Source organism: Pseudomonas fluvialis, assembly GCF_014207935.1.
Taxonomy (GTDB): Bacteria; Pseudomonadota; Gammaproteobacteria; order Pseudomonadales; family Pseudomonadaceae; genus Aquipseudomonas; species Aquipseudomonas fluvialis_A.
The window spans coordinates 810,174-829,800 of sequence record NZ_JACHLL010000002.1; the positions used below are offsets into that span (position 1 = coordinate 810,174).

19 protein-coding genes, 1 other RNA gene and 1 pseudogene are annotated in these 19,627 nt (G+C 60.5%); 7 read left to right on the forward strand and 14 right to left on the reverse strand.

Translation table 11 applies throughout. The features are described 5' to 3' along the window. Positions 1 to 125 precede the first annotated feature (125 nt). Positions 126 to 440: a ribosome assembly RNA-binding protein YhbY gene (gene yhbY, locus HNP49_RS08915; RefSeq protein WP_184682447.1), complete on the forward strand. Its 315-nt coding sequence runs from the start codon at positions 126 to 128 to the stop codon at positions 438 to 440. 18 nt (positions 441 to 458) lie between these two features. Here yhbY and HNP49_RS08920 read toward each other — a convergent pair whose 3' ends face one another. From HNP49_RS08920 to grpE, 8 genes are all read right to left on the reverse strand, one after another. Next, positions 459 to 896: a DUF4149 domain-containing protein gene (locus HNP49_RS08920; RefSeq protein ID WP_409372537.1), complete on the reverse strand. Its 438-nt coding sequence runs from the start codon at positions 894 to 896 to the stop codon at positions 459 to 461. Beyond that, on the reverse strand, positions 877 to 1,353 hold the full coding sequence (gene greA, locus HNP49_RS08925) for a transcription elongation factor GreA (RefSeq protein ID WP_184682450.1): 477 nt from the start codon (positions 1,351 to 1,353) through the stop codon (positions 877 to 879). The genes HNP49_RS08920 and greA overlap by 20 nt, the downstream gene beginning before the upstream one ends. Beyond that, positions 1,350 to 4,571, reverse strand: coding sequence for a carbamoyl-phosphate synthase large subunit (carB, locus tag HNP49_RS08930; protein WP_184682459.1), 3,222 nt, complete (start codon positions 4,569 to 4,571; stop codon positions 1,350 to 1,352). Before carB ends, greA begins: the two co-directional genes overlap by 4 nt. Positions 4,572 to 4,606: 35 nt before the next feature. Beyond that, positions 4,607 to 5,743 carry a glutamine-hydrolyzing carbamoyl-phosphate synthase small subunit gene (gene carA / locus HNP49_RS08935; protein ID WP_184682465.1) on the reverse strand — a complete coding sequence of 379 codons (1,137 nt, stop codon included), beginning with the start codon at positions 5,741 to 5,743 and terminating at the stop codon, positions 4,607 to 4,609. Between the two features lie 184 nt (positions 5,744 to 5,927). Continuing rightward, complete coding sequence (dapB, locus tag HNP49_RS08940) at positions 5,928 to 6,731, reverse strand: 4-hydroxy-tetrahydrodipicolinate reductase (RefSeq protein WP_184682467.1); 804 nt, start codon at positions 6,729 to 6,731, stop codon at positions 5,928 to 5,930. A gap of 29 nt (positions 6,732 to 6,760) precedes the next feature. Next, positions 6,761 to 7,891, reverse strand: a complete 1,131-nt coding sequence (gene dnaJ, locus HNP49_RS08945; RefSeq protein WP_184682469.1) for a molecular chaperone DnaJ — start codon at positions 7,889 to 7,891, stop codon at positions 6,761 to 6,763. 109 nt (positions 7,892 to 8,000) lie between these two features. Continuing rightward, on the reverse strand, positions 8,001 to 9,914 hold the full coding sequence (dnaK, locus tag HNP49_RS08950; RefSeq protein ID WP_184682470.1) for a molecular chaperone DnaK: 1,914 nt from the start codon (positions 9,912 to 9,914) through the stop codon (positions 8,001 to 8,003). A 115-nt stretch (positions 9,915 to 10,029) separates the two neighbouring features. Further along, positions 10,030 to 10,584 carry a nucleotide exchange factor GrpE gene (gene grpE / locus HNP49_RS08955; RefSeq protein ID WP_184682472.1) on the reverse strand — a complete coding sequence of 185 codons (555 nt, stop codon included), beginning with the start codon at positions 10,582 to 10,584 and terminating at the stop codon, positions 10,030 to 10,032. 151 nt (positions 10,585 to 10,735) lie between these two features. Between grpE and recN the strand changes: the two genes are divergently transcribed. Next, complete coding sequence (gene recN, locus HNP49_RS08960; RefSeq protein ID WP_184682474.1) at positions 10,736 to 12,409, forward strand: DNA repair protein RecN; 1,674 nt, start codon at positions 10,736 to 10,738, stop codon at positions 12,407 to 12,409. Positions 12,410 to 12,471: 62 nt separating this feature from the next. Here recN and fur read toward each other — a convergent pair whose 3' ends face one another. Continuing rightward, on the reverse strand, positions 12,472 to 12,876 hold the full coding sequence (fur, locus tag HNP49_RS08965; protein WP_184682476.1) for a ferric iron uptake transcriptional regulator: 405 nt from the start codon (positions 12,874 to 12,876) through the stop codon (positions 12,472 to 12,474). A gap of 95 nt (positions 12,877 to 12,971) precedes the next feature. Here fur and HNP49_RS08970 point away from each other — a divergent pair, with 95 nt between their 5' ends. Then, a complete protein-coding gene (locus HNP49_RS08970; RefSeq protein ID WP_184682477.1) occupies positions 12,972 to 13,496 on the forward strand; it encodes an outer membrane protein assembly factor BamE in 525 nt (174 codons plus the stop codon). 52 nt (positions 13,497 to 13,548) lie between these two features. Here the strand turns inward: HNP49_RS08970 and HNP49_RS08975 are convergent, their stop codons facing one another. Continuing rightward, on the reverse strand, positions 13,549 to 13,875 hold the full coding sequence (locus tag HNP49_RS08975) for an RnfH family protein (protein ID WP_184682479.1): 327 nt from the start codon (positions 13,873 to 13,875) through the stop codon (positions 13,549 to 13,551). Beyond that, a complete protein-coding gene (locus HNP49_RS08980) occupies positions 13,868 to 14,302 on the reverse strand; it encodes a type II toxin-antitoxin system RatA family toxin (RefSeq protein WP_184682481.1) in 435 nt (144 codons plus the stop codon). Before HNP49_RS08980 ends, HNP49_RS08975 begins: the two co-directional genes overlap by 8 nt. 149 nt (positions 14,303 to 14,451) lie before the next feature. On the opposite strand from HNP49_RS08980, the gene smpB reads away from it, so the two are divergent. After that, complete coding sequence (gene smpB / locus HNP49_RS08985; protein ID WP_184682483.1) at positions 14,452 to 14,928, forward strand: SsrA-binding protein SmpB; 477 nt, start codon at positions 14,452 to 14,454, stop codon at positions 14,926 to 14,928. A 13-nt stretch (positions 14,929 to 14,941) separates the two neighbouring features. On the opposite strand, the gene HNP49_RS08990 is transcribed toward smpB, so the two are convergent. Then, positions 14,942 to 17,821 (reverse strand): ATP-binding protein, encoded by a 2,880-nt coding sequence (locus HNP49_RS08990; protein WP_184682484.1) that lies wholly within the window; start codon positions 17,819 to 17,821, stop codon positions 14,942 to 14,944. Between the two features lie 138 nt (positions 17,822 to 17,959). On the opposite strand from HNP49_RS08990, the gene ssrA reads away from it, so the two are divergent. Then, positions 17,960 to 18,317, forward strand: a transfer-messenger RNA (tmRNA) gene (gene ssrA / locus HNP49_RS08995). Between the two features lie 64 nt (positions 18,318 to 18,381). Here the strand turns inward: ssrA and HNP49_RS09000 are convergent. Both HNP49_RS09000 and HNP49_RS18825 read right to left on the reverse strand, forming a co-directional pair. Further along, the gene (locus HNP49_RS09000) at positions 18,382 to 18,648 is read right to left on the reverse strand and encodes a DUF6953 family protein (protein ID WP_184682486.1); all 267 of its coding nucleotides are present in this window, start codon (positions 18,646 to 18,648) and stop codon (positions 18,382 to 18,384) included. Positions 18,649 to 18,652: 4 nt separating this feature from the next. Then, complete coding sequence (locus HNP49_RS18825; RefSeq protein WP_311772093.1) at positions 18,653 to 18,742, reverse strand: DUF2158 domain-containing protein; 90 nt, start codon at positions 18,740 to 18,742, stop codon at positions 18,653 to 18,655. Here HNP49_RS18825 and HNP49_RS09005 point away from each other — a divergent pair. Further along, positions 18,732 to 18,995, forward strand: a pseudogene (locus HNP49_RS09005) (tyrosine-type recombinase/integrase); the annotation flags it as partial. The gene HNP49_RS18825 and the pseudogene HNP49_RS09005 sit on opposite strands and share 11 nt — an antisense overlap. 19 nt (positions 18,996 to 19,014) lie before the next feature. Next, positions 19,015 to 19,332 carry a TIR domain-containing protein gene (locus HNP49_RS09010; protein WP_260407089.1) on the forward strand — a complete coding sequence of 106 codons (318 nt, stop codon included), beginning with the start codon at positions 19,015 to 19,017 and terminating at the stop codon, positions 19,330 to 19,332. Positions 19,333 to 19,627: the final 295 nt, after the last annotated feature.

Consider the following 19,627-nt stretch of genomic DNA (forward strand, 5'->3'; position numbering starts at 1 on the left):
CCCTTTCGCTAATCACAAGAGCAACCGAGCAATTACCGACGATCCTTGGGTTTGGCTGGGCTGCCACCGCTCGCTCGGGTAAACTAAGCGCCGTTTTCGAAGAGTTCAGACCTAGAGGTCAAATTATGGCGCTCACTCAAGAGCAGAAGAAACAGTTCAAATCCATCGGCCACCACCTCAAACCAGTGTTGATTGTGGCGGAAAACGGTTTGAGCGAAGGCGTTGTTGCTGAGCTGGAACGCGCCCTGAACGACCACGAGCTGATCAAAGTGCAGTTCCGCATCACCGAGCGCGAAGATCGCCGCGCCCTGATTGACGAGCTGAGCCGCGTCGGCCGCTGCGAGCTGGTACAGGTCATCGGCAAGATGGCACTGCTCTACCGCAGGAATCCCAAGCCGAACAAGAACCTGTCCAACATCAGCCGTTTCAGCGCACTCTGAGCATGTGGTGCGCGTGCCTCAGGCGCTGCGCACCGACTCACCGCCGGGCCCCGCCTGCAATACCAGCAAAAGGCCGCAAAAGGCCTGAGCGACAAAGCCCAGCAGTTGCCAGAATACTTCCGCCGGCCACCAGTGCCTAGCCAGGAAAAACAGCAACGCCAAGCCCAACACCGCAAACAGCAGCTGACCGCGCAAATCCAGCACGGCACGGCGCCCCTCTGCCAACTGCAACAGCAGTAGCTGCAAAAGTGCACAGAAAGCAGCAAAGCCTACCAGTGCCGGGCGCAGCTTGTCGGCCACACCCTCCACCAGCAAGCTGGCCATTCCCGCCTGTTCCAGCATGGGCAGCAGCACGAAGTGCAGCATCCACATGCCACCAACCCAAAAGGTCAGAGCCAGGCGCCAGGTAATGACGCCAGCCCTGAGCGGCGCGGCGTCAGAGATGGCGGACTTCAACAATCTCGTACTCGATAATGCCGCTCGGCGTCTTCACCGTCACCACATCACCCTCTTCCTTACCCACGAGGGCGCGGGCAATGGGCGAGCCGACGGAAATCTTGCCAGCCTTGATGTCAGCCTCATCCTCACCCACGATCTGGTAAGTCACGCTTTCATCTGTCTCGACGTTGGCGATCTCGACGGTAGTACCGAAGATCACCTTGCCGGTATGGGCAATGGTGGTGACATCGATGACCACCGCGTTCTGCAGGCGACCCTCGATATCACGGATGCGCGCCTCAACCATGCCCTGCTGCTCGCGAGCGGCATGATATTCGGCGTTCTCCTTGAGATCGCCCAGTTCACGTGCCTCGCCGATGTCCTGACTGAGTTTCGGACGCACGACCTTGGTCAGGTGAGTCAGCTCTTCCTCTAGGGCGCGAGCGCCCTGGACGGTCATCGGGTATTTATTCATGCCTTGATTCCTGCATGCAGATCTTGCAGCCGGCGCACAGCCTTTTCCGGGCCGAACTTGAGCGCTTCGCAGATCGCCTGACCAGCCGCAATGGTGGTGGTGCAGTAGATCTTGTGCTGTAGAGCGTTACGACGGATGGAGTAGGAGTCGGCAATCGACTGACGCCCCTCGGTAGTGTTGATGATCAGGGTTACTTCGTCGTTCTTGATCATATCGACCACGTGTGGGCGACCTTCGGTCACCTTGTTCACGCGACGCACCGGCAGTCCAGCAGCCTCGATCACGCGGGCGGTGCCGGCAGTGGCGACCACCTCGAAACCGAGATTGACCAGATCACGAGCGACTTGCTCGACGAATGGCTTATCGTCTTCGCGCACACTGATGAAGGCCACGCCGGCGTTCGGCAGAATCTCGCTGGCACCCAGCTGAGCCTTGGAGAAGGCCTCGCCAAAGGTATCGCCAACACCCATGACTTCACCGGTGGACTTCATCTCTGGGCCGAGAATCGGATCGACGCCCGGGAACTTGGCGAACGGGAATACCGCTTCCTTGACGCTGAAGTACGGCGGAATGATTTCCTTGGTGTAGCCAGCATCGGCCAGCGACTTGCCAGCCATGACGCGCGCCGCCACCTTGGCCAGCGAGACGCCAACGCACTTGGAGACGAACGGCACGGTACGCGAGGCGCGCGGGTTCACTTCGATGACGAAGATGTCCTCACCCTGCACGGCCATCTGCACGTTCATCAGACCGACCACGCCGAGTTCCAGGGCCATTTTCTTGACCTGGTCGCGGATCTCGTCCTGGATGTGCATCGGCAGCGAGTACGGCGGCAGGGAGCACGCCGAGTCACCGGAGTGCACGCCGGCCTGTTCGATGTGCTGCATGATCGCGCCGATCACCACGCTTTCGCCGTCACACACCGCATCCACGTCCACCTCGATGGCGCAGTTGAGGAAGTGGTCGAGCAGCACCGGGCTATCGTTGGAGACCTTGACCGCTTCGCGCATGTAACGCTTGAGTTCGTCTTCCTGGTAGACGATCTCCATGGCACGGCCGCCCAGTACGTAGGACGGGCGCACCACCAGCGGATAACCAATGGTTTTGGAGTGGGCCAGAGCCTCGTCTTCACTGCGCGCAGTGGCGTTGGCCGGCTGACGCAGACCGAGACGCTGAACCATCTGCTGGAAGCGCTCACGGTCTTCGGCACGGTCGATGGCGTCAGGCGAGGTACCGATGATCGGCACACCGGCTTCTTCCAGGGCGCGACAGATCTTCAGCGGAGTCTGACCGCCGTACTGCACGATCACGCCTTTCGGCTGCTCGACGCGAACGATCTCCAGTACGTCTTCCAGAGTTACCGGCTCGAAGTACAGGCGATCGGAGGTGTCGTAGTCGGTGGAGACGGTTTCCGGGTTGCAGTTGACCATGATGGTCTCGTAACCGTCTTCACGCATCGCCAACGCCGCGTGTACACAGCAGTAGTCGAACTCGATGCCCTGACCGATACGGTTGGGACCGCCGCCCAGGATCATGATCTTGTCACGACCACTCGGATTGGCCTCGCACTCTTCCTCGTAGGTCGAGTACATGTAGGCGGTGTCGGTGGCGAACTCGGCGGCGCAAGTGTCGACGCGCTTGTACACCGGCAGCACTTTCAGCTTGTGGCGGTGGCTACGCAGGTTCTTCTCGGTCACACCCAGCAGCTTGGCCAGGCGCGCGTCGGAGAAGCCCTTGCGCTTGAGCTTGTACATCAGGTCGCGATCGATGCTGGACAGGCCGAGGGTCTTGACCTTCTCCTCATCCTTGACCAGATCCTCGATCTGCACCAGGAACCACTCGTCGATGCGGGTCAGCTCGAACACTTCGGAGATGCTCTTGCCGGCGCGGAAGGCATCAGCCACGTACCAGATGCGGTCGGCACTCGGCACGGTCAGCTCGCGGCGCAGGGTGCTCTCGGCCTCCGGATCGTTCAGATCGAGCTTCGGATCGAAGCCAGCCACGCCCACTTCCAGACCGCGCAGGGCTTTCTGCACGGATTCCTGGAAGGTGCGACCGATAGCCATGACTTCACCCACGGACTTCATCTGGGTGGTCAGGCGGGCGTCTGCTTTCGGGAACTTCTCGAATGCAAAACGCGGAATCTTGGTGACGACGTAGTCGATGGCCGGCTCGAACGAGGCCGGAGTACGGCCACCGGTGATGTCGTTCTGCAACTCGTCGAGGGTGTAACCAACGGCCAGCTTGGCGGCGATCTTGGCGATCGGGAAGCCGGTGGCCTTGGAGGCCAGGGCCGAGGAACGCGACACGCGCGGGTTCATCTCGATCACGACCATACGGCCGGTGTTCGGGCAGATGCCGAACTGCACGTTTGAACCGCCGGTTTCCACGCCGATCTCACGCAGCACCGCCAGGGAGGCGTTGCGCATGATCTGGTATTCCTTGTCGGTCAGGGTCTGCGCCGGAGCCACGGTGATGGAGTCGCCGGTGTGCACGCCCATCGGATCGAAGTTCTCGATGGAGCAGACGATGATGCAGTTGTCCTTCTTATCGCGGACCACCTCCATCTCGTACTCTTTCCAGCCAATCAGCGACTCGTCGATCAGCAGCTCACTGGTCGGCGACAGGTCCAGACCGCGGGCGCAGATTTCCTCGAACTCTTCGCGGTTGTACGCGATACCACCGCCGGTGCCACCCATGGTGAACGACGGACGGATGATGCACGGGAAGCCGACCTTATCCAGTACGCCGTAAGCCTCTTCCATGTTGTGCGCAATGCCGGAAACCGGGCAGGCGAGACCGATATCTTTCATCGCCTTGTCGAAGCGCGAACGGTCTTCAGCCTTGTCGATGGTATCGGCATTGGCACCGATCATCTCGACGCCGAACTTCTCCAGCACGCCATGGCGCTCCAGATCCAGCGCGCAGTTCAGCGCGGTCTGGCCACCCATGGTCGGCAGCAGCGCATCCGGGCGCTCCTTCTCGATGATCTTGGCCACGGTCTGCCACTTGATCGGCTCGATGTAGGTGGCATCGGCCATGGTCGGGTCGGTCATGATGGTGGCCGGGTTGGAGTTCACCAGGATGACGCGGAAACCCTCTTCCTTCAGCGCCTTGCAGGCCTGAGCGCCGGAGTAGTCGAACTCGCAGGCCTGGCCAATGACGATGGGGCCGGCGCCGAGGATCAGGATGCTTTTGATATCTGTACGTTTTGGCATGTTTCTTACTCGAATCCTTGGGTCAGTCGGCAGGCTTAACGGCGCTTGGCCATGGCTTCGATGAAGCGGTCGAACAGCGGGGCCACGTCATGCGGGCCCGGGCTTGCTTCCGGGTGCCCCTGGAAGCTGAAGGCTTCCTTGTCGGTGCGCTCGATCCCCTGCAGGGTGCCGTCGAACAGAGACTTGTGGGTGGCACGCAGATTGGCCGGCAGGCTGCTTTCTTCCACGGCAAAACCGTGGTTCTGGCTGGTGATCATCACCACGCCGGTTTTCAGGTCCTGCACCGGGTGGTTCGCACCGTGGTGGCCGTGGCCCATTTTCACGGTCTTGGCACCGGAGGCCAGGGCCAGCAGTTGGTGACCCAGGCAGATGCCGAATACCGGAATGTCGGTTTCCAGCACTTCTTTGATGGCCTGGATGGCGTATTCACACGGCTCGGGGTCGCCAGGGCCGTTGGAGAGGAACACGCCATTCGGATTCAGCGCCAGCACTTCGCTGGCCGGGGTCTTGGCCGGAACCACGGTGACGCGGCAACCGCGCGCGACCAGCATGCGCAGGATGTTCAGCTTGACGCCGAAATCGTAGGCCACCACGTGATAGGGCAGCTCAGCCGCGGCGATTTCCGGATGAAAGTCACCCTTGAGCTGCCACACGCTGGAACGCCACTCGTAACGCTCGGCGGTAGTGACTTCCTTGGCCAGGTCCATGCCCTTGAGGCCGGGGAAGCTGCGCGCCAGCTCCAGAGCTTTTTCTTCGGTGGCGTCGTCGCCCACTAGAATGCAGCCATTCTGCGAGCCTTTCTCACGCAGGATGCGCGTCAGGCGGCGGGTATCGATACCGGCGATGGCTACCGTTCCGCTCTCTTTCAGATACGCATCCAGCGGCTGTTTGTCGCGCCAGCAAGAGGACAGCAACGGCAGGTCACGAATGATCAGACCGGCGGCCCACACGCGATTGGCTTCGGCATCTTCCGGCGTGGTGCCGGTGTTACCGATGTGCGGGTAGGTCAGGGTAACGATCTGCTGGGCATAGGAAGGATCGGTGAGGATTTCCTGATAGCCGGTCATGGCCGTATTGAACACGACCTCACCAATGGTATGACCATCGGCTCCAATGGAATCGCCACGAAAAATGCTGCCGTCAGCAAGGGCGAGTATGGCTGGCTTAGTCAAGAAGACCTCCCGTAGATCTAGGCTTGCGCAAACGCAGGTTGTAAAAAAGCGGGATGACGTGTTGACCGTCACCCCGCTTTTTTATCTGAACCATTCTGCGTAACTTTTAATGAACACACTAAAGCTGCATTTTACAGGAATGCGTCATTTTGGTCCACCGCAAGACTGGGTCGATTTGTCCCACTCAGCGTAAACCGAGCACATCCTGCATGTCGTACAGGCCTGCCGGCTGCTTTTCCAGCCACAGCGCGGCACGTACGGCACCATTGGCGAAGGTCATCCGACTGGAAGCCTTGTGCGTGATTTCCACGCGTTCGCCATCGGCGGCAAATAGCACGGTGTGATCACCCACCACATCGCCGGCGCGCACCGTGGCAAAACCGATGGTTTCGCGGGCGCGGGCGCCGGTCTGGCCCTCACGGCCGTAGACAGCGACTTTTTCCAGATCGCGCCCCAGCGCATTGGCCAGCACCTCGCCCATGCGCAGCGCGGTGCCTGACGGCGCATCAACCTTGTGGCGGTGGTGAGCTTCGATGACCTCGATATCGACATCATCGCCCAGCACCCGCGCCGCCGTGTCGAGCAGCTTCAGGCACAGATTGACGCCCACGCTGTAGTTGGCGGCAAACACAATCGGGATCTGTTTGGCCGCCTCAGACAGCAGCTGCTTTTCCTCTACCGTAAAACCGGTGGTACCAATGATCATGGCCTTGCCGGCCTGGCGGCAGATTTCCAGGTTTTTCAGGGTCACGCTGGGATGGGTGAAGTCGATAACCACATCAAACTGATCCAGCACGGCAGCCAGATCGCCGCCCAGCACCACGCCATTGCGGCCGATACCCGCCAGCTCACCCGCATCCGCACCGATCAGACTGCTATCCGGACGATCAATGGCAGCAGTTAGCTGCGCACCGACCGACTGATTGACCGCCTCGATCAGATTCTTGCCCATGCGCCCGGCGGCGCCCATCACAGCAATTCGTCGCATCACTCAGCTCCAAGCTGCAGCGTTATTAATCAGAGGTCGCCAAAAAAGCGCTTCACACCCTCGAACCAGCCACTGGCCTTCGGCGAGTGCGAGCTATCGCCTTCCAGCGAGCCACGGAACTCTTCCAGCAGCTCGCGCTGACGCTTGCTCAGGTTGACCGGCGTCTCCACCGCCACCCGACACATCAGGTCGCCCGCATCGCCACCACGCACAGGGGCCACGCCCTTGCCGCGCAGGCGGAACAGTTTGCCGGTCTGAGTGCCTTCCGGGATTTTCAGTTTGACCCGGCCATCCAGAGTCGGCACTTCCAGCTCGCCACCCAGCGCCGCGTCGGCGAAGCTGATCGGCACCTCACAGTACAGATGCTTGCCATCGCGCTGGAAGATCGAGTGCTCGCGCACACTGACCACCACGTAGAGATCGCCCGCCGGACCGCCCTGCGTCCCGGCTTCGCCCTCGCCCGAGAGGCGAATGCGGTCACCTGTATCGACACCCGCCGGCACCTTGACCGACAGCGTCTTGTGTTCTTCTACGCGCCCCTGACCATGGCAGCTGCCACAGGGATCGGTGATCATCTTGCCGCTGCCATGACACCGCGGGCAGGTCTGCTGCACCGAGAAGAAGCCCTGCTGCATGCGCACCTGTCCGGCGCCTCCACAGGTGGTACAGGTCACCGGGCTGGTGCCCTTCTTGGCACCGGAGCCATCGCAGGTCTTGCAACCCACCAGAGTCGGCACCTTGATGGTCACGGTGGTGCCGCGCACCGCCTCTTCCAGATCAAGGTCAAGGGTATAGCGCAGGTCAGCACCACGCTGAGCCCCGCCGCGACCACCACGACCACCACCACCGCCGAAGAAATCACTAAACACATCGCCAAAGATGTCGGAGAAGCTCGCGCCACCGCCGCCACCGAAACCGCCGCCCCCCATCTGCGGGTCGACGCCGGCATGGCCGTACTGATCGTAGGCCGAGCGCTTGGCAGCATCGGAAAGGACTTCGTAGGCCTCGTTGGCCTCCTTGAACTTCTCCTCGGCTTCCTTGTTGTCCGGATTGCGATCCGGGTGAAACTTCATCGCCAGGCGGCGATAAGCCTTTTTCAGCTCCGCCTCACTGGCACCGCGCTCGACTCCGAGCACTTCGTAATAGTCACGCTTGGCCATAACTTTCCTGCACCTTCAATTCGTACCGTCCAGATACGCCGACGCGGGAGCAAGCTCCCGCGCGACAGATCATGCTCACCCGCAGGTGAGCCGGAGGGGAGCGTGACGCTTACTTGTTGTCTTTCACTTCTTCGAACTCGGCATCGACCACGTCGTCTGCCGCACCCTTGGCGTCGCCCGCCGCACCGGCATCAGCTGCCTGAGCCTGTTCGGCATACATCTTCTGCGCCAGCGGAGCAGTGACTTCGGACAGCGCCGCCATCTTGGCTTCGATAGCCGCCTTGTCGTCGCCCTTGACGGCGGCGTCCAGCTCTTCGACAGCCTTCTCGATAGCCGCTTTTTCCTCGGCAGTCGCCTTGTCGCCCGCTTCGGTGATCATCTTGCGGGTAGCATGCACCAGCTGATCGCCCTGATTGCGGGCAGTGGCCAGCTCTTCGAACTTGCGGTCTTCCTCGGCGTTGGCCTCGGCATCACGCACCATCTGCTGGATTTCTTCCTCGGACAGGCCGGAGTTGGCCTTGATCACGATGGACTGCTGCTTGCCGGTAGCCTTGTCCTTGGCGGACACATGCAGGATGCCGTTGGCGTCGATGTCGAAGGTCACTTCGATCTGCGGAACGCCACGCGGAGCCGGCGGAATCTCGGCCAGGTCGAACTTGCCCAGCGACTTGTTGCTGCTGGCCTGCTTGCGTTCACCCTGCAGCACGTGAATGGTCACGGCACTCTGGTTGTCGTCGGCAGTGGAGAACACCTGCGACTTCTTGGTCGGGATGGTGGTGTTCTTCTCGATCAACGCAGTCATCACGCCACCCATGGTTTCAATACCCAGGGTCAGCGGGGATACGTCGAGCAGCAGTACGTCCTTCACGTCACCCGACAGCACCGCACCCTGAATGGCCGCACCGATGGCAACAGCTTCATCCGGGTTGACGTCCTTGCGCGCTTCCTTGCCGAAGAACTCGGCAACCTTCTGCTGCACCATCGGCATGCGGGTCTGACCGCCGACCAGGATCACTTCATTGATCTCGGAAACGTCGATGCCGGCATCCTTCAGCGCAGTACGGCAAGGCTCGATGGTACGGGCAACCAGGTCCTCAACCAGTGCTTCCAGCTTGGCGCGGGAAATCTTCACATTGAGGTGCTTCGGACCGGTCTGGTCTGCAGTGATGTACGGCAGGTTGACGTCGGTCTGAGTACTGGACGACAGCTCGATCTTGGCCTTTTCAGCGGCTTCTTTCAGGCGCTGCATGGCCAGCGGATCACCCTTGAGGTCCATGCCGCTTTCTTTCTTGAACTCGTCAACGAGGTAGTCGATCAGGCGGATGTCGAAGTCTTCACCACCCAGGAAGGTGTCGCCGTTGGTGGCCAGCACTTCGAACTGGTGCTCGCCGTCAACTTCGGCAATCTCGATCACCGACACGTCGAAGGTACCACCGCCCAGGTCATAGACGATCACAGTGGAGTCGCCCTTGGCCTTGTCCATGCCATAGGCCAGCGCAGCCGCAGTCGGCTCGTTGATGATGCGCTTGACGTCCAGACCAGCGATGCGGCCGGCGTCTTTGGTGGCCTGACGCTGGCTGTCGTTGAAGTAGGCCGGCACGGTGATCACCGCTTCGGTCACGGCCTCGCCGAGGTAGTCTTCGGCGGTCTTCTTCATCTTTTTCAGCACTTCGGCGGAAATCTGCGGCGGTGCCATCTTCTGGCCCTTCACTTCCACCCAGGCGTCACCGTTGTCGGCCTTGGCGATCTTGTACGGCACCATCTTGATGTCTTTCTGCACGACATCTTCTTCGAAACGGCGGCCGATCAGGCGCTTGACCGCGTACAAGGTGTTCTGCGGGTTGGTCACGGCCTGGCGCTTGGCGCTCTGGCCGACCAGGGTTTCGCCATCGTTGCTGTAAGCGATGATCGAAGGAGTGGTACGAGTGCCTTCGGCGTTCTCGATGACCTTGACGCTACCGTTTTCCAGGATCGCCACGCAGGAGTTGGTGGTGCCCAGGTCGATACCAATAATCTTGCCCATTTTCACTCTCCAGAAACTATGTCTTTAACGTTGGCGGCGCTGGCGACCGATGATTTGGTCCGCGCCTCGGCACTTGATTCGCTTGATCTAACAGATGGGGCCGGCTTGGCAGATTTCAAGCCTGCTCATCAATCGACGGTGCGGGCTCAGCCGGCACCTTGCTGACCACCACCATGGCGGGGCGCAGCAGGCGGCCATTGAGCAGATAGCCCTTCTGGAACACCTTGAGCACGCTGTTCGGCTCGACGTGATGGCTTTCCTGCATGGCCATGGCCTGATGATGCTCCGGGTTGAACGGCGCACCATGCGGATCCACTGCATCGACCTGATAGCGTTTGAGGGTGTCGTGGAACAGCTTGAGGGTCAGTTCCATGCCTTCACGCACGGCCTTGATCGCCTCGTCGTCCGGGCTGGACAGCTCCAGACCGCGCTCCAGGCTGTCGACCACCGGCAGCAGATCGGAAGCGAATTTTTCCAGGGCAAACTTGTGCGCCTTCTCGACATCCTGCTCGGCGCGCCGGCGGATGTTTTGCAGATCGGCCGCCACACGCAGCGACTGATCCTGGGCAGCAGCCAGCTGCTCTTCCAGCTCGGCGACGCGCGCCTGCAGATCGGGCGCTGCTTGCGCAGCCTCAGGGCCCTGGTTATCCAGAATCTGTTCGTCAGACATCGTCCTCTCCTTTCAATCGATAACGAGGCACCGCTCGTTTGCATGCCCCTAATCTGGGGATGGTTTTAACCATTTCAAGGGCAAGAGGTGATTGCCAGCAGAAAAACAACTACTGTATAAATGAACAGTCTTAATTTTCAGGAGCCTTGCCATGCTGGTGCACCTCTCCGTTCACAACTACGCCATCGTCGAACACCTCGACCTCGAGCTGCAGAGCGGCATGAGCGTGATTACCGGGGAAACCGGCGCCGGCAAGTCGATCATGCTGGACGCCCTCGGCCTGGCACTGGGTGACCGCGCCGACAGCGGCGTGGTTCGTCCGGGAGCGGACAAGGCCGATATTCTCGCCAGCTTCGATCTGGCCGACATTCCCGAAGCCCGCAGCTGGCTGAGTGAGCGCGACCTGGACACTGACGGCCCATGCATCCTGCGCCGGGTCATCACCAGCGAGGGCCGCTCGCGCGCCTATATCAATGGCAGCCCCTGCCCACAAGGCGACCTCAAGGCACTTGGCGAGCTGCTGATCGACATTCACAGCCAGCACGAACACCAGTCCCTGCTCAAACCCGACACCCATCGCCGGCTGCTCGATGAATACGCCGGCACCAGCGACCTGGCCCGCCAGGTACAGCTGGCGGCGCAGCGCTGGAAACAGATCCGCAGCGAGCTTGAACGCCTGTCCAGCAGCAGCGATGAACAGCGCGCCCGCCATCAGTTGCTCAGCTACCAACTGGAAGAGCTGGAGAATCTCTCCCTTGGCGACAACGAGCTGGAGCAACTGGAGCAGGAACACAAGACCCTGAGCAATGCCGAACAACTGCTCGGCACCTGCCGCCAGGTGCTTGAGCTGTGCAGCGAGAGCGATGCCGGCAACGTCCTGTCGGCACTGACCGCCAGCCTCAACCGCCTCGGCGCCTTCAGCAATCAACCAGGCGCGCTCAGCGAGGCCACCAACCTGCTGGCCAGCGCACAGATCCAGGTAGAGGAAGCCGTCGGCGAACTCAATCGCTTTATCGATCATTTCGATGCCGACCCACAGCGTCAGCAGCAGCTGGAAGACCGCCTAGACAGCATCTATAGCCTGGCGCGCAAGCACCGCGTGCAACCCGGCGATCTGGGCCAACTGCAGCAGCGCCTGCTGGACGAACTGGAAAGCCTGAATGCCGACGATGAAGCCATCGAGCGACTGTCTGACGAACTGGCCGCCTACGCCCGCCATTATCAGGAAAAGGCTAGCGAACTGAGCCAGCTGCGCCAGGCTGCCGCCAGCACACTGGCCAACGCCGTGGAAGTTGAAATGCAGCGCCTGGGCATGCCCGGCGGACGCTTCAACATACAATTCAGCCCACAGAACAGCGACAGCCTGCAACCCAACGGCCTGGAACAGATCGAGTTTCAGGTCAGCGCCAACCCCGGCCAACCGCTCAAAGGCCTGGCCAAGGTAGCGTCCGGCGGCGAGCTGTCACGCATCAGCCTGGCCATCCAGGTGATCACTGCGCAAACCTCGCGCGTGCCCACCCTGGTATTCGACGAAGTCGACGTAGGCATTGGCGGCCCCACTGCCGAAGTGGTCGGCCAGCTGCTGCGCCGGCTCGGCGAGCGCGGCCAGGTACTCACAGTCACACACCTGCCGCAGGTTGCCGCCCAGGGCCATCAGCACCTGTTCGTGCACAAGCAGCGCGGCAGTGAGGAAACCCGCACCGCCGTCGCCACACTGGACGCCGAACAGCGCATCGAGGAAGTGGCACGCATGCTCGGAGGCCTCGACCTGACCAACGAGTCCCTCGCTCACGCCCGTAAAATGCTGGCGGCTAGCTGTGCCTGAACCGCCCCCCTAAATGCAGAACGGCGACCCTAGGTCGCCGTTCTTGTTTATGCACAGAACAATTAACTCTTCTTGCGCACGTACAGCACCAGGTTGTGATCGACCAGCTCGAAACCGTGCTCGGCCACGATTTCCTTCTGCCGCTTCTCGATTGCAGGATCGATGAACTCGATCACTTCGCCGGTATCGACGCACACCATGTGGTCGTGGTGGCCGCCATCGGCCAACTCGAACACCGCATGGCCGCCGTCGAAGTTGTGCCGTACCACCAGGCCTGCCGCCTCGAACTGGGTCAGCACGCGATAGACGGTCGCCAGGCCAACATCCTCGCCCGCCTCCATCAACGCCTTGTAGACATCTTCGGCACTCATGTGACGCAGACCAGCAGAGTCCAACATCTGCAGGATCTTGACCCGTGGCAGGGTCACTTTGAGGCCGGCTTTGCGCAGTTCGCTATTTTCTACCATGGTCAGCTTTCTCGGCTGGAGTGCTTCGCAGCACTCCGCAATGCGGGTATCATCGGGATTTTTCGTGGCCCCAAGATAGTGGAAGTCGCCCCTTGATGCAAAAAGCCAAGCTCATGCTGACCAGTCTCACCCTTGTCGGGCTCGCCGCACTTGCCGGCTGTTCATTTCCCGGGGTGTACAAAATCGACATCCAGCAGGGCAACGTCGTAACGCAGGACATGATAGACCAGCTCAAGCCCGGAATGACCCGACGGCAAGTGCGGTTTATCATGGGCAACCCGCTAATTACCGACACTTTCCACGCCAATCGCTGGGATTATCTGTACAGCATCCAGCCCGGCGGCGGACAACGTCAGCAGGAACGCGTCAGCCTGATCTTCAATAACGATCAGTTGGCTGGCCTGTCCGGCGACTTCATGCCCGGCGTCTCCCGTGACGACGAAATCCGCGGTAGCGGCAGTGAAACCCGCGTCACGCCATCCGACAGCAGCAAGCCTCAAAGCGAACTCATCGAGCGCGCAGCTCCTGGCTCACTGGAAGAACAGATCCAGCAGGAAGTCGACAGTGTGGAAGCCATTCCGGTGCCGACCCCGGAACCGCTGGAGCCCATGCCGGAATAATTCGGCAATCAGAAAAAGCCCGGCAAATGCCGGGCTTTTTTGTGCATATCAATTACGCCTCGGTGTTTTCGTCGGCCTGTTTAGCCTGAGCCGCCTTGGCCGCGCGCTGCTTACGTACTTCCTTGGGGTCAGCAATCAGCGGCCGGTAGATCTCCACCCGCTCGCCCTCCTCGATCACGCGCTCATCAGGTTTGCTGACCGCCTTGCCGAAAATCCCCAGCGGCGCAGCCGCCAGATCGAGTCCTGGGAAAAAAGCATCCATCCCCGAGCGCAACGCCACCTCGCGCACCGTGGTTCCACGCGGCACACTGAGACTCAGTAGTTTCTGCTTGTCCGCCAGGGCATAGACCACCTCAACAACCAGCGTCTGCTTATCCATGAAGTTGCTTCGCTCTCTGACAAAATGCATCGACCAAGGTGTTGGCGGCCTGAGTGAACAAGGGGCCCAGCGTAGCCTTGACCAAAGGTCCAGCGTAATCGAAGGTCAGGTCGAGGCTGATCTTGCAGGCCTTGTCACCCAGCGCCTTGAACTGCCACACACCATGCAACTGACTGAACGGCCCCTCTTCGAGATTCATCTCGATACTGGCCCCCGGCGTCAGGGTGTTGCGGGTGACAAAGCGCTGACTGATGCTGCCTTTGGCCACCGTCAGGCCAGCACGCATCAGTTCGGGCGTCTCCTCCAGCACCGAGGCCGCGGCGCACCATGGCAGAAACTCCGGATACCGCGCCACATCGTTGACCAACGCATACAGGGCCTGCGCCGGAAAGGGCAACAACGCCGAACGCTGGATATGGGTACTCATAATCTGACTTCTTCCGCCTGCGGTTGAACGCCACGACGTTTCTGAAGGCGCGTGGCGGGATGTGCGCGGGAATTGTCGGAGATATCGGCTCGCCCCTCAAGCACGGCAGCATGGCGGAGTGCCCTCGGCGTCCTTATAATGCCGCCCCTATGGCCAAGCAAAAGAAACACCCCGAAGGCACCATCGCGCAGAACAAGAAGGCGCTGCACGACTATTTCATCGAGCACCGCTTCGAGGCGGGTCTCGCCCTGTCCGGCTGGGAAGTGAAAAGCCTACGCGCCGGCAAAGCACAGTTGGTCGACAGTTATGTCCTGCTCAAGGATGGCGAAGCCTGGCTGCTGGGCAGCCACATCACCCCGCTGACGACTGCCAGCACTCACGTGATCGCCGATCCGCTGCGTACCCGCAAACTGCTGCTGCACAAGCGCGAACTGGGCAAGCTTTTTGGCGCCGTGCAGCAGAAGGGCTATGCCTGCGTCTGCCTGAAGCTTTACTGGAAGAAGCACCTGATCAAGTGCGAAATTGCCCTGGCCAAGGGCAAGAAGGAATTCGACAAGCGCGACGTGGAAAAGGAACGCGACTCCAACCGCGAAATCCAGCGCGCCGTCCGCCACGAACAGCGCTAAGGCGCCAGCTGCCTCAGAGCAACTGCTGGCGCACCTGTTCGCGTAGCCGCTGCAAGTCCAGCGGCTTGACCAGGCAACCCACCGCACCTCGCGCCAGCGCCTCGCTAAACACTCGCTCATCTGCAACAGCGCTAACCACCAACACCGGCACGCGCCGATCACGCAGCTCGTCGAGCAGCTCCAGACCACTGCCATCCGGCAGGTCGATATCCAGCAACAGCAAAGCCGGCAACCCTTGCGCCAGATATTCGCGCGCCAGGCGCAAGGTACTCGCGCCCCGCACATCGGCCAGGCCACGCAACGCCTCCTGCACCACCTTCAGGCTGGCCGGATGATCCTCGACACACAAGAGCTGCGGACGCGCCGCTGCCAGCGGCGGCACCGGTTCTTCGCTGCCGATCGCAGTGGGTGCAGCCACCCGCGGCAACTCGATCCAGAAACGACAGCCCTGCCCCGGCGCACTGCGCAAGCCCACCTGTCCGCCCATCAGCAGCGCCAGCTCGCGGCAGAGCACCAGACCGATACCTGTGCCTGGGGTATTCGAGTTCTCCCGCCCCAGACGCTGGAAGGGCTGAAACAGCTGTTGCTGCTGCGCCGCTGTCAGACCCGCCCCCTGATCTTCCACCCACAGACGCACACACTCTGCGCTCAGTTCGCTACCCAGGCGCACCTCACCGCCCCCGGCGTTGTACTTAAGCGCGTTGGACAGCAGGTTGAGCAACACCTGACGCAGACGGCGACTGTCCGCCTGCACATACAAATCACTGGCCACCGGTTCCAGCAACAGCTGCATGCGCCGCGACTGCACCTCAGGCTGAATCAACTCGGCACAGCTGCGCAGCATCTCCGCCACGCTGACAGCCTCGACCTGTAGCTGCTGACGACCGTATTCCAGGCTCGACAGGTCGAGGATGTCATCGACCAGCGATGTAAGGTGCTGGCTGGCCACGATGATCTCGCGCGCATAGCCATGCGGCTGCTCAAGCCCCTCGCGACTTTCGCACTCCAGCTCGATCAACTGGGCAAACCCATTGATGGCATTGAGCGGCGTGCGCAGCTCATGACTCATGCTCGACAGGAAGCGACTTTTGGCCTGGCTGGCCGCCTGCGCCTGCGCACTCGCCGTGCGCAACTCCTCCTCCACCGCCTTGAGCCTGGATACATCCATGTGCGTGCCACTGATACGTAACGCCTGTCCACGCTCGTCGCGCTCAATCACCCTGCCGCGACTGAGCAACCAGGCGTACTGCCCCTGCGCATCGGCAAAGCGATACTCGGCATCGAAGACACCACCCTGCTCGATCAGGCGCTCGCGCAGCTGCCGAACACGCTCGCGGTCTTGCGGATGAATACGCTCATTGAACTGCCGCAGCGGCAAACGCCCCTCCGGTAGGCCAAAACGCCGAATGAAACGGCCGCTGATGTGCATGCTCTGCTGTGCCACATCGACATCCCAGATACTCTCCGTCGTGCCCTCTAGCACCACCTGCAAATGCTGCTGCGCCTCCCAGCGCTCATGCTCGCTGGCCGACAGATGCGTGCCGGTCTGTGCCACAGCCTGTGCCATATCCTCAAGCTCGCTGATGCTCGAATGCTGCATCGGCGGCCGGTAGTTGCCCTCGCCGATCTGCCGCATCATCGCCATCACCCCACTGATGGGATCAGCCAGAAAATGGCTCAAACGCCGCGCCCGCAGCCACATCAGGGCAAAGAACACCACGTAGAAACCCACCAGACCGGCAATCAGCCAGTAGCCCAGGTTCAAATAGCGCTGCGCCAGACTGTTGGTCTGGGCAAACACCCGGTCTTCATCCATGACCATCAGCAGGCGCCAGCCGGTCTGCTCAATCTCGCTCCAGGCCACCAGTTGCTGGCGCCCACCGAGCAGCACTTCGTCCAGGCCACTAGCGGTACTAACCACACTGCGGGCCAGCGGCTGCAGCCCAGGTTTGAGATCGAGGCGAAAGTCTTCCGGCTTGAGCTGCTCGCGGCGCACCGCTTCGTCATAGGAGTAATGCGTCAGCTCACGCAGGCCAAAATCCGCTTCACCCGCAGGGGGCAGCGCCAAAATGCGGCCATCCCGACTGACCAGCAGGGCGTAGCCGGACCATGGCACGTTCAAGCGGCTGATCTGTTCAAGCAGCTTGCCTACGGTCAGATCCAGGCCGGCGACACCCTCGAGAAAATCGCCGCGATACACCGGCGCAATTGCCGACATCATCCAGCCAAGCCCTGCCGGATCCAGATAGACGTCGGTCCACACCTCGCGCCGCGCCGGGTTGTGTTTGGCATCGGCAAGGTAATAGAAGTTGTACTCGGGAATGACCATGTCATGCGGATACTGCTCCGGCGTCATGAAGAACGGCAGAATCCGGTTGTAACTGTCCCAGCTGTTGAAATAGATCGCCGATACCTGCGGATTGGCCGAGCGGATCGATGCCATCAACGGATCGACCTGTGCCAGGCGCAACGCCTTGGCATGATCCTGCTGCGCCTGCGGCGTACTGGCCGAATAAAACGACGCCGCGCGTCCCTCATCGCGAAGACTGAAGAACACCCCGGAAGGCGTTACGGCATGCCGGGCGATTTCCAACTGATCCGGCTGATAACGTCGATCCTGCAGGGCAACAGCCAGAGCATCACGATAGACCTGCAGGTGGCTGATCAATGCACGCAACTGCCCGTCGATCACCCGCGCCTCACGCCGCACGGCCACATCCAGACTCTCCAGCGCCGTCTCATGCAAGTGCTCAACCTGAGCATCGCGGATGGCCCCGTTGGTCAGCAGATACACGGCAATCAGCACCGACTCCACCAACACCAGAGGCACCAGCGCGCTCTGCACAAAGGCACGCCACACCCAGCTAAAAAGCGGTTTGCGCTCAACAGCCATACGCCCACCCTGGCAGTGCACCGCGGCTCATCGTGATCCCTCCAGCAACCTGTGCCGATAGTGTATGACCTTCCGCTGGTCGACGCTGCGGAACCTTTGCCGTACACTGCGCGTCGCACTACCAAGCACCACCGTTTTGGGGCCGATTAGGATTCGACGCCGGTAACAAAACTTGAGGGGCATGCCGAGTTGGTAACAGAACTCGTAAATCCACTGTTGCAAACTTATAGTTGCCAACGACGACAACTACGCCCTAGCCGCCTAAGTGCCGCTAGCTGACCCTAGGGGATGCCTGTAAACCCGAAGATTTGGTCAGTCAGATAGAACAGGATCGCCGCCAAGCTCGCTGCAGGTGTAACGGCTAAAACTTATGCAGCTCGCTCCAAGCACCCTGCCACTCGGGCCGCGCGGAGTTAACTCAATAGAGATGGCTACGCATGTAGAACCGATAGCGGCGAACTGGCGGACGGGGGTTCAAATCCCCCCGGCTCCACCAAATAAACCCCTGATTTTCCTAGAGAAAGTCAGGGGTTTTTCTTTGGGTGTCGAAAAAATGTCGATCAACCTCGGGCTTCACGCCCTGGCTCATCCTCAGGAACACGCCATCGCCAATATCTCTCAGGCTTCACCCAAACAACCGTCAACTCGGAAACAGCCTTGAAGGCATCAAGCACAGCGCGCCCCAAAACCAAATTGCCGTCGCTGTTCTCCCTCAGCAAAGGCTCAGCATTGCCCTTCACTAAGTAGTCGACAACATCATCCTGGTAGATGCAGTCGTCCTTTGTTAACTGGTCGAGCATCCACTGAGCAACCTGCTTAGCGTCCATAGTTTCAGCCCGCTTTAACAAGCTCCAGGGAGTCAGCCGGAAAACGTCCATTCTCTAGTTTTTTCCCTGCAAACCACTGGCAGGTATTCCTTATGGCGCTGCGCCGCCTAGGCTACGAGGGACGCCAGACCGGCCATGGTTTCCGCCATCTGGCCAGCACCATCCTCAACGAAAACGGTTTCGACTCACAGCACGTCGAGGCCCAGCTTTCCCACGTCAAGGAAGGCGTCCGAGGCGTCTACGACAAGAGCACCTATCTGGAACAGCGCAAGGTGATGATGCAGTGGTATGCCGATCACTTGGACAGGCTAGCGGAAAGCAATGTGTTAAAGCTCAAGCGAGCATAAAGATACGAAAAAGCGCGTCATGCAGGTGCGGAACTCTTGGGTGGTTCGCCCCGGAGATGGAGCTCCTCCGTTCTACGATAAGGCTGAGTTTGAAGAAGCCAAGAAGCGCGCAGGCGGTATTGAACAATGGATCGAGGGGCAGCTGAAGGGAACCTCAGTCACCGTCGTTCTCTTCGGTGCACAAACTTATGATCGCGAGTGGGTGCGCCACGAGATCAAGCGGAGTCACGAGCTCAACAAGGGAATCTTGGCAATCGACATCCATAGCGTCAAAGACCCTCAGAAAGGGACTGATACGCAAGGCAAGAACCCCCTGGATTACTGGCAAGCGAAGTAAACGGGGTGAAGAAACTGTTCAGCGAGATATACCGCACCTACGATTGGGTTCGTGATAACGGCTACTTGAACATGCCGGCTTGGATTGAGGCTGCGGCAAGAGCTGCTGGGCGCTGATCCGATTAGGAGAAAGTGAATCGGGCCTACTGTAGTGCACACTTTCAAAAGTCAGCGTTAGGGCCGGAGCAAATGTCTGCTTCTGGCCCAGACCGTGTAAAAACGCAGCGGGTGATGGATAGCTGGATATTGGGGTGTTTTAGCTGCGCCCAGAGGCCCTAGGGGCTCCTAGTGTGTCG

What these genes read in the sequence shown, in the direction of transcription:
- smpB (WP_184682483.1), top strand. Translation starts at nt 14,452, where the DNA reads ATGGCCAAGCAAAAGAAACACCCCGAAGGCACCATCGCGCAGAACAAG.
- grpE (WP_184682472.1), bottom strand. Translation starts at nt 10,584, where the DNA reads ATGTCTGACGAACAGATTCTGGATAACCAGGGCCCTGAGGCTGCGCAA.
- recN (WP_184682474.1), top strand. Translation starts at nt 10,736, where the DNA reads ATGCTGGTGCACCTCTCCGTTCACAACTACGCCATCGTCGAACACCTC.
- yhbY (WP_184682447.1), top strand. Translation starts at nt 126, where the DNA reads ATGGCGCTCACTCAAGAGCAGAAGAAACAGTTCAAATCCATCGGCCAC.
- HNP49_RS09010 (WP_260407089.1), top strand. Translation starts at nt 19,015, where the DNA reads ATGCAGGTGCGGAACTCTTGGGTGGTTCGCCCCGGAGATGGAGCTCCT.
- HNP49_RS08990 (WP_184682484.1), bottom strand. Translation starts at nt 17,821, where the DNA reads ATGGCTGTTGAGCGCAAACCGCTTTTTAGCTGGGTGTGGCGTGCCTTT.
- HNP49_RS08980 (WP_184682481.1), bottom strand. Translation starts at nt 14,302, where the DNA reads ATGAGTACCCATATCCAGCGTTCGGCGTTGTTGCCCTTTCCGGCGCAG.
- carB (WP_184682459.1), bottom strand. Translation starts at nt 4,571, where the DNA reads ATGCCAAAACGTACAGATATCAAAAGCATCCTGATCCTCGGCGCCGGC.
- dnaJ (WP_184682469.1), bottom strand. Translation starts at nt 7,891, where the DNA reads ATGGCCAAGCGTGACTATTACGAAGTGCTCGGAGTCGAGCGCGGTGCC.
- HNP49_RS08975 (WP_184682479.1), bottom strand. Translation starts at nt 13,875, where the DNA reads ATGGATAAGCAGACGCTGGTTGTTGAGGTGGTCTATGCCCTGGCGGAC.
- HNP49_RS09000 (WP_184682486.1), bottom strand. Translation starts at nt 18,648, where the DNA reads ATGGACGCTAAGCAGGTTGCTCAGTGGATGCTCGACCAGTTAACAAAG.
- HNP49_RS08970 (WP_184682477.1), top strand. Translation starts at nt 12,972, where the DNA reads ATGCAAAAAGCCAAGCTCATGCTGACCAGTCTCACCCTTGTCGGGCTC.
- dnaK (WP_184682470.1), bottom strand. Translation starts at nt 9,914, where the DNA reads ATGGGCAAGATTATTGGTATCGACCTGGGCACCACCAACTCCTGCGTG.
- fur (WP_184682476.1), bottom strand. Translation starts at nt 12,876, where the DNA reads ATGGTAGAAAATAGCGAACTGCGCAAAGCCGGCCTCAAAGTGACCCTG.
- greA (WP_184682450.1), bottom strand. Translation starts at nt 1,353, where the DNA reads ATGAATAAATACCCGATGACCGTCCAGGGCGCTCGCGCCCTAGAGGAA.
- dapB (WP_184682467.1), bottom strand. Translation starts at nt 6,731, where the DNA reads ATGCGACGAATTGCTGTGATGGGCGCCGCCGGGCGCATGGGCAAGAAT.